Source organism: Rothia sp. P6271, from assembly GCF_048512995.1.
In the GTDB taxonomy this organism is placed as follows: Bacteria; Actinomycetota; Actinomycetes; order Actinomycetales; family Micrococcaceae; genus Rothia.
In genome coordinates this window covers 276,312-289,394 of record NZ_JBLXXV010000002.1, presented here as the reverse complement: position 1 = coordinate 289,394, position 13,083 = coordinate 276,312, and the positions used below count along the sequence as shown (strand labels likewise).

The window sequence follows — 13,083 nt, the reverse complement described above, 5'->3', positions numbered from 1 at the left end:
AGTGAGCATGTATCAGTTACCTACCGCTCCTATTAAGTTACCTGAGAATCTGAGAACTTTTAAAGATCGTTCTCGTCGTCATCGTCCGGTGAAAGTTGCTGCTCTTGGTGGCGGGCATGGGTTGTATGGCTCGTTATCTGCTTTGCGTCACGTGACTTCTGATTTGACGGCTATTGTGACGGTTGCTGATGACGGTGGTTCTTCTGGTCGGTTACGTCAAGATTTTGGGGTGTTACCTCCAGGAGATTTGCGTATGGCGTTGAGCGCTTTATGTGATGATACTGATTGGGGTCGGACGTGGCGTGATGTGATGCAGCGTCGTTTCCATTCGACGGTTCAGAATCCTTCGAGTGGTTTAGAAGATCATGCTTTAGGCAATCTGTTGATTGTGACCTTGTGGCAATTACTTGAAGACACTGTCGCTGGTTTGGACTGGGCTGGGGCTTTGCTGAATGCTCGTGGTCGGGTTCTGCCGATGTCTTGTGAACCGTTGGTGATTGAAGGCGATGACGTCCGTTATGATGATGCTGGAGTGCCAGTGGTCGATCATGTTGTCGGTCAGGTTAATGTTGCTAAGGTGGCTCGGGCTGAGAATGTGAAGCTCACTCCTGAAGGCGCTGAGGCTTGTGAAGAGTCTGTTCAATCGATTCTTGAAGCTGACTGGGTGATTCTTGGTCCTGGTTCTTGGTTTACGTCGGTTCTTCCTCATCTATTATTGCCGGGGATTCGCGATGCGTTATTGCAGACTGAGGCGAAGATTTGTGTGGTGATGAATCTTGAGCTGGAGGATCGGGAGACTTTGGGAATGAGTGCTTCTGAGCATCTTCGTATTTTGCGTAAATACGTTCCAGAATTTAGGCTTAACGCGGTGATAGCGGATTGTGACGGTATGGGCTCACCTGATGAGCTTAATAAGGTCGCGGTTGAGCTGGGCGGTAAGGTTTTTTGGAGATCTGTGCGTAATAGTGTGGAAAGAAACGTGCACGACCCGCTTAAGCTTGGAGCGGCCTATCAAGAAGTGTTTAGAACTTATTTGTCGTAGCGGTATTTCACTATTGTTTATGAAGGTGACATCGCATCTATATGTTTTTGGAGGAATTGCCGTATGGCACTAACGGCTTCGGTTAAAGAAGAACTTGCCCGCTATGAATCGACGAAGTCTTCGGTTCGTAAGGCTGAGGTCTCAACTATTTTGCGTTTTACCAGTGGTTTGCATTTGGTGTCGGGCAAGATTGTGATTGAGTCTGAGGTGGATCTTGAATCTACTGCTTTGCGTTTGCAATATAACATTGCTGAGATGTATGGGCGTGAGTCTGAGATTACGTCGGTCTCTGGTGGTGGTTTACGACGAGGTGGCCGTTATATTGTTCGTGTCACTAGTGGCGGTGAAGCATTGGCTCGTCAGACTGGTCTTTTAGATAGTCGAGGTCGTCCTGTGCGCGGTTTGCCTCCTGCCGTGGTGAACGGTTCGTTAGCTGATGCTGAGGCTGTGATGCGTGGTGCGTTTTTGGCACATGGGTCTTTGACGGAGCCTGGTCGTTCTTCAGCGTTAGAGTTTACGTGTCCTGGTCCGGAGGCGGCTCTTGCTTTGGTTGGTGCTGCTCGGCGTCTTGACGTTATTGCTAAGGCCCGTGAGGTGCGTGGCGTGGATCGTGTTGTCGTGCGTGATGGTGAGACTATCGGCATGTTGTTGGAACGTATGGGTGCTAATGAGACGTTGAATAGTTGGCGTGAACGTCGTGCCCGTAAAGAAGTTCGAGCTACGGCTAATCGTTTGGCTAATTTTGATGATGCTAATTTGCGTCGTTCTGCTCAGGCTGCTGTTGCGGCTGGTGCTCGTGTGGAGCGTGCTTTGGAGATTCTTGGTGATAGGGTTCCGGAGCATTTGCGATATGCGGGGGAGTTGCGTGTTGCTCATAAGCAGGCGTCTTTGGATGAATTAGGGCGTTTGGCTGATCCGCCTATGACCAAGGACGCTATCGCTGGTCGTATTCGTCGTTTGTTAGCTATGGCGGATAAGCGTGCTTCTGAGTTGGGAATTCCTGGTACAGATGCTGGTCATGGTGATTTGTAGCCTGTAGATATAAGCAGGGCTCATGGGTCTGAGGTTTTGCCTCAGGCCCATTGTTTTTTGTGGGATGGGTACACACATCAATGTGGGGATGTGTGTGTATTGTGTATGTTGCTATTCCTCTTTGAGGGATAAAAACTGTAAAAGGCACGAAAAACAACAGTTGTTTTGGGGATAAAACGGAGTTTTCCAAAAATTCACCAAATAAAACTACAGAAACACACCCAAACTCACATATTTTGTCGTAAGATATTAATAGAACCGGACGGAAGCCCAAGGAACTTTAGGGCTAAACCACATAAGGTAAGGTTCTAAGGTCGAGAAAGTGAGACTTTCGCTTTCCGTCCTCTAATAATTCACTGAATAATGAGGAGTTTGATTCCCAGTGACTGTACGTGTAGCAATTAACGGCTTTGGCCGCATCGGTCGTACCTTCTTCCGCGCAGCAGCAAAAGATGGCGCAGGATTCGAAATTGTCGCAGTTAACGACCTAACTGACGCAAAAACTTTGGCACACCTGCTCAAGTACGATTCCATCATGGGCACCTTCGAAAGTGATGTTCAGGTCAAAGACGGCAACCTTGTTGTCGATGGCAAAGAAATCAAGATTCTTGCAGAGCGCGAGCCTGCAAATCTTCCTTGGGCAGACCTCGGCGTAGACGTTGTTCTCGAATCCACCGGTCTTTTCACCGACGGCACCAAAGCTAAAGCTCACATCGAAGCTGGCGCAAAGAAGGTTATTCTTTCTGCACCCGGTAAGAACATCGACGGCACCTTCGTCATGGGTGTTAACGACAGCGATTACGATTCTGAGACCATGCACATCGTCTCTAACGCATCTTGCACCACCAACTGCCTCGCACCTATGGCAAAGGTTCTCAACGACAAGTTCGGTATCGAACGCGGCTTGATGACCACCATCCACGCATACACCGCTGACCAGCGCCTACTCGATGCACCTCACCGCGACCTTCGTCGCGCACGTGCAGCAGCGTTGAACATGGTACCTACCTCCACCGGTGCAGCAGCAGCAGTTGGACTCGTTCTTCCTGAACTCAAGGGTAAACTTGACGGCTTGGCAGTTCGCGTTCCTACCCCCACCGGCTCTGTTGTTGACTTGACCTTCGAAGCTTCTAAAGAAGTTACCGTTGAAGAAGTTAACGCAGCAGTACGTGAAGCAGCTGAAAGCGAATTCGCAGGCATCATCAAGTACAACGAAGACCCCATCGTCTCCAAGGACATCGAAGGTGAGCCTATCTCTACCGTATTCGACGCACCTTTGACCAAGGTTATTGGTAACCAGGTTAAGGTCTTCGCATGGTACGACAACGAATACGGTTACGTATCACGCCTTGTTATGTTCACCAACAAAGTCGTAGCAGCTCTCTAATCTAGACTGCCTTTTAGGTACTTTGTCTCAACCAACTGTATTGGAGAAGAACATCATGGCACACGCTCTCGATGAACTCATCGCTGAAGGTGTATCGGGCCGTCACGTTCTCGTTCGCTCAGACTTGAACGTGCCACTTAAAGGCACCACCGTTACGGACGACGGACGTGTTAAAGCATCATTGCCAGTTTTGAAAAAACTAGCAGATGCCGGAGCACGTGTTATCGTCACTGCTCACCTCGGCCGCCCCAAAGGCAAAGTGGATCCACAATACTCCATCGCGCCGGCAGCTGCACGCCTTGCAGAACTTGCAGACTTCAACGTTGTTGTTGCAACTGACGTTGTTGGCGAAGACGCTCAATCTAAAGCTGCTGCTTTGAAGGACGGTGAAGTACTCGTTGTAGAGAACGTTCGTTACGACGCACGTGAAACCTCAAAAGACGATACTGAACGTGGCGCATTCGCTGACGAGCTCGTAGCGCTCACTGGCGAAAACGGAGCATACGTTGACGACGCCTTCGGTGCCGTTCACCGTAAACATGCATCTGTCTACGATGTTGCAAAACGTCTTCCTTCCTACCTTGGCGACCTCGTCAAAAAAGAAGTTGACGTTCTAGCAAAGACCCTCAACAATCCAGAGCGTCCTTTCGTCGTGGTCATGGGTGGATCCAAAGTTTCCGATAAGCTTGCTGTCATCGACAACCTCATCGGTAAAGCAGACACCCTACTCATCGGCGGCGGTATGGGCTACACCTTTGCAGCTGCACAAGGTTACAAAGTAGGTAAGTCCATCCTCGAAGAAGACCAAATCGAGAACGTTCAGCGATACTTGAAAGAAGCTCCTGAAAAAGGAACCGAAATCATCATCGCAAGCGACATCGTTTGGTCTGATGACTTCTCCAACGAAGCAAACACCGAGATCCGCCCCATCGAAGACCTCGAAGGCGGAAAACTCGGAGCTGAAGCAGAAGGCCTAGATATCGGTCCTAAAACTCGTGAAATCTTTGCTGAAAAGATTAAGGGCGCTAAAACCGTATTCTGGAACGGCCCAGTTGGTGTCTTCGAAATTCCAGCATTCTCTGAAGGAACTAAGAGCGTTGCGCAAGCACTCGTTTCCTCAGAAGCATTCTCTATCATCGGTGGTGGCGACTCAGCTTCAGCTGTTCGTAACCTCGGTTTTGACGATGCACAGTTTGGACACATCTCCACCGGTGGCGGAGCTTCCCTCGAATATATTGAAGGTAAGACTCTTCCCGGATTAGACGCACTAGGTGCCTAAAAATATCTAGAGATGGCGGGTTACCTTTGGGGTGACCCGCCATTGTCGTATAACAGCACCAGTAGATATGCTTAGAGACGTAAGCTCTTCAAAACCGTAAACTAACTCGGTGGCTCACATCTAGACGTACTTTAACATCGCCGCATTAGCGGAGAAAAGGACTCAATACTATGACCCGCAAACCTTTTATTGCCGGTAACTGGAAAATGAACATGGACCACACCCAAGGTGTGACTTTGATGCAGAAGCTTGCGTGGACTCTTGACGACGCAAACTTCAACTACGACAACACCGAAGTTGTTGTGTTCCCGCCCTTTACCGATATTCGCTCCGTGCAGACCCTCGTAGATGGGGACAAACTTCAGGTACGATACGGGGCACAAGACCTATCCGATAAAGACTCTGGCGCATACACCGGAGATATCTCCGGAGCATTCCTCTCAAAACTCGGTGCCCGCTATGTTCTCGTCGGACACTCAGAACGTCGTACCATCCACGCCGAAAGCGATGCTATCTGCGCAGCAAAAGTACAAGCTGCATACCGTCACGAACTCACTCCCGTCTTGTGTGTTGGTGAAGGGCTAGAAACTCGTGAAGCTGGAAACCACGTCGAATTCACTCTAGAACAGCTTCGCGGCTCCATCGAAGGACTCACCGCAGAACAAGCTGAAACACTTGTGATTGCATACGAACCAGTATGGGCAATTGGCACCGGAAAAGTAGCAACTTCTGCTGACGCTCAAGAAATGTCTGCAGCAATCCGAGCCGAAATGGAGAAACTCTACAACGCTGACGTCGCTGAAAAAGTTCGTGTACTCTACGGCGGATCTGTTAAAGCGACTTCTGCACCAGAAATTTTGGCAGAAAACGATGTTGACGGCGTTCTTGTCGGTGGCGCTTCTCTCGATGCTGTTGAGTTCGCTCAGATTGCACATTTCGACGCACGCTAAATAATCTCAAGGGGCTTAAACTTCTGGTGGTATATACAGAACATCAATATCACCAGAAGTTTAAGTACCTATAGATGGCGAAGAAGTTCAGAATATAGAAGAACTCATTAGCCATCGGAGCAAAAATTAGCGTATAGTTTTCTTGTGCCCTTATCGGGCTTAATACACAATTGCGGACGAAAGGCTCTCGTGGAGACTCTCAAAATCACGTTGATGGTGATTATCGCTATTGCGAGCGTACTAACAATCTTGTTGGTGCTCCTGAACCGTAGCAAGGGCGGCGGCCTTTCAGATATGTTCGGGGGTGGCATGACTACCTCCCTGAACTCATCAGGATCTGCCTCAAAGAACCTCGTGCGACTAACCATTACGGTTATTCTCATCTGGGTATTTGCTATTGTCAGCTACGGTTTGGTGCTTCGTTTCGAAAGCGCAATGGTCTAAAGAAAAGTTTTTATATAACAACATTAAAGAGTTGGGGTTCTCACTAATAGCAGTGAGAACCCCAACTCTTTTTTACTTCTTTAAAATTCTATAGGACATCTTCGCAATACCGTACCACTATTTCTGGTGAGCAGAATCTGTGATGAGAATAGTCGTTCGTTCTAATGCCCTCGCCCCACGAGCAGGCGTCTGGCGAAGCATTTGAGCCGTAATTTTCTCATACGGTAAATCTCGCGTCTCTACGAGTCGAGAAGCCGCCTGAACCTTATCTTCGCCAGAGATTAAGAACCATATCCGACGAGCATAACAAATAACAGGTAGCGTCAACGAAACTCGAGTACTTGGAGGTTTAGGAGACTGATGGATAGCAACAGCAATATTCTCGGTATCGAACACTTCATCCCGCTCAGGGAACAACGAAGCAATATGCCCATCTGGTCCCATTCCCAAAAGTAGAACATCAAAAAGAGGAGTTCTCTGATGAGCTGAAGAATGTTCTGCTAACTCACGAACATATGCCTTTGCGGCTTCTTCTGGGCTATCAAAAACATCACTAGCACCCATACGATGAATATTGCCAGAAGGAACAGAAACCTGTGAAAAGAAGGCATCATATGCCTGCTTTTCGTTACGGTCGTCATGCCCCGTCGGAAGGAAACGTTCATCAGACCACCAAAAATGCACGTTCTCCCACGAAAAGTCCTCCAAAAACTGAATATAGTGGGGGAGAGTCTCTAACAATTTAGTGCCCATACTGCCACCGGTGAGACACACATCAGCACGGTTGCGTGCACGTAAAGACTCTTGTATTACCTCAAAAAAATGCTGAGCCGCATTTTGTGCAAGTTCTTCTGGCGTTGTATAAGAAATAATTTCCGGCTTTTTAAGCATCGAAAGGCTCCGTCCATTCTACGCCTTCAGGTTTATCTTCATCGCTGCTCAGCTCAACCAAAATATTACCTTGGTGGAGAGCCTCTTGTAAGACTTCACCATAGACTTCATCGGGGTCAAGACGTCGAAGTTCCTCCGCTAAACACTCAGCAAGGGTCCGCACTGGAAGAGCAATCTGCTGATGAGGAGTACCGGGAGAGGACACTGTAGCAATATTTGTTTCAGGACGATCTATCACAATCGAACCATCTTCACGTTCTAAAACAACTCGATACAAACCACGTTCTAATTTAGTAGTTGCCAAATGGACCTGCGCATCGAGCCGATGACCAAGCCACGCACCAAGCAAAACAACAGAAGGCGATTGAGCAGAACCATAAACCACAACTCGTGTAACCTTTTGAAGTGGCACCTGATCTAGAATAGCCGCTAATTGTATTCTCCATAAGGTGAGTCTGCTCCATGCAAGATCAGTATCACCAGCAGAGTAACTTTCAGAAAGTTTTTCCAACGTAATCATCGGATCTGCCTCACGGGCAGAGTCGGTGATACGGCGCTGAGCTATCCGACCGATAGAATGTCGTGCTGGATGATCAGGAACAGAATGTGGCCACCACACAACAATAGGAGAATCTGGTAGGAGCAACCCCGAGATGAGAGATTCTGTTGCGTGAGCAGCTTGCCCCCAACCTCTCAACACAATGAGGTCAGAAGCTCCAGCTTCTCCACCAACCTCAATCTTTGCATCTAACCGGTTCTTAGCGTCTGCGTCTTCACTAATATGCATGATGATACGACAAGGATGCTCATGAGATGCTCGCTGAGCAGCTTCTAACGCGGCAGAAGAATGCCCAGGATCAGCCAAAATGACGAGGGTAAGAACTCGACCCGATGTGGTATTACCAGTCTCTTCGCGAAGACGCGAGATTTCTTTTTCAATACGAGCAGTATCTGTCTGTTCAAGATGAGAAATCATGGGCGTCTCCAAACACGATGATCGCGAGCTAATAGTAAGTGAGCAGATTCAGGCCCCCAAGAACCGGGAGCATAAGGCTCCGGCTTAACCTGGTGTTCTTGCCAATACTGTTCAAAAGGATCAAGAATTTTCCATGACAGCTCAACTTCTTCATGGCGGGGGAACAAAGGCGGTTCACCCAACAGAACGTCGAGGATAAGACGCTCATAGGCTTCAGGAGATTCTTCTGTGAAAGAATGGCTATACCCAAAGTCCATGTTCACGTCTCGAATCTCCATCTGAGTTCCAGGAACTTTAGAAGAGAACCTAATAGTGATACCTTCATCGGGTTGGACTCGAATCACGATAGCGTTCTGCCCAGCATCATCACTATTGTTAAATAGTAGATTAGGTGACTTTTTAAGTATTAACGCAATCTCCGTTACACGTCGCCCAAGACGCTTGCCTGTCCGTAGATAGAACGGCACGCCCGCCCAACGTCGAGTATTAATATTGAGCTTGATTGCAGCAAAAGTTTCTGTTCGAGAATCCGCCGGAATATCTTTTTCGTCAAAGAAACCATTTGCTTCTTCTCCACCTTGATAACCACCGGCATATTGCCCAATAGCAAAAGCCTCTGCAAGGTTCTCTGGAAGAGTCACCGCATCAAGAACTTTTTCTTTTTCTGCGCGTAGATGATGAGCGTTAAAACTAATGGGCTCTTCCATGGCTGTCAAAGCTAATAGCTGTAAAAGATGATTTTGAATGACGTCTCGAGCTGCGCCGACACCATCATAATAGCCTGCCCGCGAACCAATACCGATAGGCTCTGCCATCGTAATCTGTACATGGTCGATATAGTTAGCGTTCCAAAGTGGCTCAAACATCTGATTAGCAAAACGCATTGCCAAGATATTCTGTACTGTTTCTTTGCCAAGATAATGGTCGATACGGAATACCGAATCCTGAGGGAACACCGACTCAACAATAGAGTTAAGCTCTCGTGCAGACTCTAAATCGTGCCCAAAGGGCTTCTCAATAACAACACGACGCCACTCACGTGAGCCTTCTTGTTGCTGTGCTAACCCGTGCTTTGCAAGCATCTGAAGGACCTGCTCAAAAGCTTTGGGCGGTATTGACAGGTAGAATGCGTGGTTCCCTTGAGTTCCACGGCTCTCCTTCAGTTCGTCGAGAGTCTGTTTGAGCTGCTCAAACGCGTGGTCATCGTCAAAAGCACCTTGAACAAAGCGGATACCAGAAGAGAACTGGTTCCATACATCCTCCCTAAAAGGAGTTCTAGAATGTGCTTCGACTGATTCGCGCACTTGATGACGGAAATCATCATCTGACCACTCGCGACGCCCAAAACCGACAAGACCAAAATTAGGAGGAAGCAAACCACGATTGACTAAGTCATAAACCGCGGGCAGTAGCTTTTTACGAGCAAGATCGCCGGTAACTCCAAAAAAGACCAGAGAACTCGGGCCGGCAACGCGACTCAGTCTTTTATCGCGAGAGTCCCTCAACGGGTTAGTTTCGTGACCGTTAGGCACAGTACATATTCCTTAGAAAGATTGTTGTGTATTGGCGGCAACCTCTCCATCGTAGGGGAAGCTGCCGCCAAGAGCGAGTTCGCGCCAGTAGGGTGATGACGCCTAACGCTAGAAGATTATGCTGAAGCTAGTGCTTGACGAATAGTTTCGAGAAGCTCTTCCCACGAAATATCGAACTTCTTAAGTCCTTCGTCTTCCAAAAGCGTAACGACCTCTTGATACGAAATACCTAGAGACTCGATAGCGTTAAGGATTTTATCGGACTCATCGTAGGTAGAGGTAATGGTATCTCCCGTAACAACACCATGGTCATAAGTCGCTTCAAGAGTTTTTTCGGGGACAGTATTAACACATTGAGGTGCAACAAGACCCGTAACATACAAAGTATCAGGAAGCGCTGGATCCTTAGTTCCGGTGGAAGCCCATAGCGGACGCTGAATATTCGCACCAGCTGCGGCGAGACGTTCCCAACGCTGTGAAGAGAATGCTTCTTCAAAAACCTGATAGGCCAAACGAGCGTTTGCCAAACCAGCTTTACCTTTGAGAGCTTTAGCCTCGTCTGTGCCGATAGCCTCAAGGCGAGCATCAATCTCAGAATCTACACGAGAGATAAAGAACGAAGCTACAGAATGAATCTTTGACAGATCTTTACCATTTTCTAATGCTTGCTCTAAACCAAGCATATATGCATTGATTACTGCGCGATAACGGGATAACGAGAAAATAAGCGTCACGTTAACAGAAATGCCTTCAGCTAGAGTTTGAGCGATTGGCTCAAGACCTTCTTCTGTAGCTGGAATCTTAATCATCACGTTTTCGCGATCAACACGAGAAGCTAAGGCCTTTGCCATAGCTGCAGTTTCAGCTGACTGACGAGCTAGACGCGGGTCTACCTCGATAGAGACGCGACCGTCGCGTCCTTGAGATGATTCATAGACAGGAGCAAAAATGTCGCAGGCTGCTCGGACATCATCTGTTGTAATAGTAAAAACAGCTTCTTCAACGTCTACGCCTTCTTCTGCAAGTTCTTTAACCTGCTCAGAATAAGACTCTCCGTGGGCAAGTGCGCCAGCGAAGATGGTGGGGTTGGTAGTTACACCTGCAACATTGCGAGAAGAGATAAGTTCTTCAAGGTTCCCAGAGGTGATGCGCTCACGGGAGAGGTCATCGAGCCAAATAGATACACCAGCATCGGTGAGTTTTTGGGTTGGGGTCGTCATCAGTACATCCTAACGGTGATAGAGAGTGTCAAAGTTTATCGGGTTGCTGCGGCAGCAATAGATTCTTGAGCTGCTTGTACAACAGCTTCTGGGGTAATACCGAATTCACGGTAGAGAACGTCTGCACCAGCTGAAGCTCCAAAATGTTCTAGAGAGACAGCGCGGCCGGCATCGCCAAGGATGTCGTACCAGCTCATCGCAGATCCTGCTTCAACCGTAACTCGAGCTTTAATTTCTGGAGGGATAACGCTATGGCGATATTCTTCAGGCTGTTGAGCAAACCATTCACGAGAAGGCATGGAGATAACGCGTGCAGCTACTCCCTGTTCCTTCAACAAAGAACGTGCGCTAAGTGCAATTTCTACTTCTGAACCAGTCGCAATAAGCAGAACATCAGCAGTGCCTTCTGTCTCGGCAAGAACATAACCGCCACGTGCAGTACCTTCTGCCGAAGCAAATTTTTCACCCTCAGCTTCAGGATGAAGGTCTTCTCGTGCGATATTCACAAGATTCTGTCGTGAAAGGACCAACCCCACCGGACGATCTTGAATTTCAAGAACTTTACGCCACGCAACTGACGTCTCATTACCGTCTGCAGGGCGCACAACATCCAATTGAGGAATTGCTCGCAAAGCTGAAAGGTGTTCTACCGGTTGGTGCGTTGGACCATCTTCTCCCAAACCAATGGAATCATGAGTCCACACAAAAATATTAGGTACGCCCATCAATGCCGCAAGACGAACTGCCGGACGTTGATAGTCAGAGAACACAAAGAACGTGCCATTGAACGGGCGAGTAGGCGAAGAGAGCGCTATGCCGTTACAGATAGCTGCTGCAGCATGTTCACGGATACCAAAGTGCAAGACTCGACCATATGGGCTGGCATTCCAACTATCAGTGCTATGAGAAACAGGATTGAAAGATGACGCGCCGTCAATAGTGGTGTTATTAGAACCAGCAAGATCTGATGAACCGCCCCAAAGCTCAGGGAACGTATCAGCAATAGCATTAATAACTTTTCCAGAAGCAGCACGTGTTGCAATGCTTGAGCCAGCTTCAAAGGTAGGGAAAGCCTGCTCATAGTTTTCTGGAAGCTCACCGGCATTTAGACGCGCATAAAGTTTAGCTTCTTCAGGGTGCTCCTGCTGCCACTTTTCAAAGAGAGTGTCCCACTGCTGTCGAGACTGTTCTGCACGTTGCTGAACACTGCGGGTATGCTCAAGAATCTCATCATCAATATAGAATGATTTTTCAGGGTCAAAACCAAGAATTTCCTTTGTTGCAGCAACCTCGTCAGCACCGAGCTTAGAACCGTGAATACCGCCGGTATTCTGCTTATTGGGTGCAGGCCAACCAATAATAGTGCGCAGCTCAATAATACTAGGCTTATCTGTAACTTCTTTAGCTCGTGCAATCGCAGCATACAGCGCTTCAAGGTCTTCAACATAGTTACCGCTACTTGTCCAATCAACATGTGCAGTATCCCAGCCGTAGGATTCGTAACGCTTGAGAACATCTTCAGTGAAAGCAACATCGGTGTCGTTTTCAATGGAAATGTGGTTACGATCAAAAATAACAATCAGATTTCCAAGCTCCTGATGCCCAGCAAGAGCAGATGCCTCAGCGGTCACACCCTCTTGAATATCTCCCTCAGAAGCAATCGTATAAATGGTGTGGTCAAAAGGTGACTGACCAGCAGGAGCTTCAGGGTCAAATAGCCCGCGCATCCGTCGTTGAGCATACGCGAAACCTACAGCTGAAGCTAAGCCCTGTCCCAATGGGCCTGTTGTAATCTCGATACCGCGAGTATGACCATACTCGGGGTGACCGGGAGTGAGTGCGCCCCAAGTGCGAAGCGCTTTAAGATCTTCCATCTCAAGACCATAACCACTCAGGTACAGCTGAATATAAGCGGTAAGTGAGCTGTGACCGGGGGAGAGAATGAAGCGGTCACGCCCTGCCCAACGATCGTCACGAGGATCATGGCGCATCACCTTCTGATACAGCAAATATGCCACGGGAGCTAAGCTCATTGCAGTACCGGGGTGCCCCGAACCTACCTTCTCAACAGCATCCGCTGCTAAGATTCGGGCAGTATCAACAGCTCGTTGATCCTTCTCCGTCCAATTGAGTTTCTGATCAAGATGTGGCACGTTGTCTCCCTTTCATAGAGATAGTGATGAGATACAGCGGTTACAGGAACGACATTAGTACAAATAGTTCAGGATGTTTAGCTGCACAACTGCACATTAAGTTAGTTCTAAGGATAATTGAAAATACGGCAGGAAGAAGGACTTTCTAAGACTTCTCGTGATGTCGGTTCTGTTCCT

11 protein-coding genes are annotated in these 13,083 nt (G+C 48.2%); 6 read left to right on the top strand and 5 right to left on the bottom strand.

From position 1 onward, the window contains the following. Positions 1–7 precede the first annotated feature (7 nt). From ACN08X_RS03680 to secG, 6 genes are all read left to right on the top strand, one after another. Positions 8–1,042: a gluconeogenesis factor YvcK family protein gene (locus tag ACN08X_RS03680; protein WP_419101772.1), complete on the top strand. Its 1,035-nt coding sequence runs from the start codon at positions 8–10 to the stop codon at positions 1,040–1,042. Positions 1,043–1,105: 63 nt separating this feature from the next. Then, the gene (whiA, locus tag ACN08X_RS03675) at positions 1,106–2,074 is read left to right on the top strand and encodes a DNA-binding protein WhiA (protein WP_419101771.1); all 969 of its coding nucleotides are present in this window, start codon (positions 1,106–1,108) and stop codon (positions 2,072–2,074) included. 382 nt (positions 2,075–2,456) lie between these two features. After that, entirely contained in the window at positions 2,457–3,461 is a 1,005-nt protein-coding gene (gap, locus tag ACN08X_RS03670) for a type I glyceraldehyde-3-phosphate dehydrogenase (RefSeq protein WP_419101770.1), read from the top strand. 52 nt (positions 3,462–3,513) lie between these two features. Continuing rightward, on the top strand, positions 3,514–4,740 hold the full coding sequence (locus ACN08X_RS03665) for a phosphoglycerate kinase (protein ID WP_419107935.1): 1,227 nt from the start codon (positions 3,514–3,516) through the stop codon (positions 4,738–4,740). A gap of 170 nt (positions 4,741–4,910) precedes the next feature. After that, positions 4,911–5,690, top strand: a complete 780-nt coding sequence (gene tpiA, locus ACN08X_RS03660; protein WP_419101768.1) for a triose-phosphate isomerase — start codon at positions 4,911–4,913, stop codon at positions 5,688–5,690. A gap of 189 nt (positions 5,691–5,879) precedes the next feature. Further along, the gene (gene secG / locus ACN08X_RS03655; RefSeq protein ID WP_419101767.1) at positions 5,880–6,134 is read left to right on the top strand and encodes a preprotein translocase subunit SecG; all 255 of its coding nucleotides are present in this window, start codon (positions 5,880–5,882) and stop codon (positions 6,132–6,134) included. Positions 6,135–6,251: 117 nt separating this feature from the next. Here the strand turns inward: secG and pgl are convergent, their stop codons facing one another. From pgl to tkt, 5 genes are all read right to left on the bottom strand, one after another. Then, positions 6,252–7,025, bottom strand: a complete 774-nt coding sequence (gene pgl / locus ACN08X_RS03650) for a 6-phosphogluconolactonase (protein WP_419106067.1) — start codon at positions 7,023–7,025, stop codon at positions 6,252–6,254. Beyond that, the gene (locus ACN08X_RS03645; RefSeq protein ID WP_419107915.1) at positions 7,018–8,001 is read right to left on the bottom strand and encodes a glucose-6-phosphate dehydrogenase assembly protein OpcA; all 984 of its coding nucleotides are present in this window, start codon (positions 7,999–8,001) and stop codon (positions 7,018–7,020) included. Before ACN08X_RS03645 ends, pgl begins: the two co-directional genes overlap by 8 nt. Next, positions 7,998–9,533: a glucose-6-phosphate dehydrogenase gene (gene zwf, locus ACN08X_RS03640; RefSeq protein WP_419101764.1), complete on the bottom strand. Its 1,536-nt coding sequence runs from the start codon at positions 9,531–9,533 to the stop codon at positions 7,998–8,000. The genes ACN08X_RS03645 and zwf overlap by 4 nt, the downstream gene beginning before the upstream one ends. Positions 9,534–9,649: 116 nt before the next feature. Next, positions 9,650–10,753, bottom strand: coding sequence for a transaldolase (gene tal / locus ACN08X_RS03635; protein WP_419101763.1), 1,104 nt, complete (start codon positions 10,751–10,753; stop codon positions 9,650–9,652). 35 nt (positions 10,754–10,788) lie between these two features. Then, on the bottom strand, positions 10,789–12,906 hold the full coding sequence (tkt, locus tag ACN08X_RS03630) for a transketolase (protein WP_419107914.1): 2,118 nt from the start codon (positions 12,904–12,906) through the stop codon (positions 10,789–10,791). Positions 12,907–13,083: the final 177 nt, after the last annotated feature.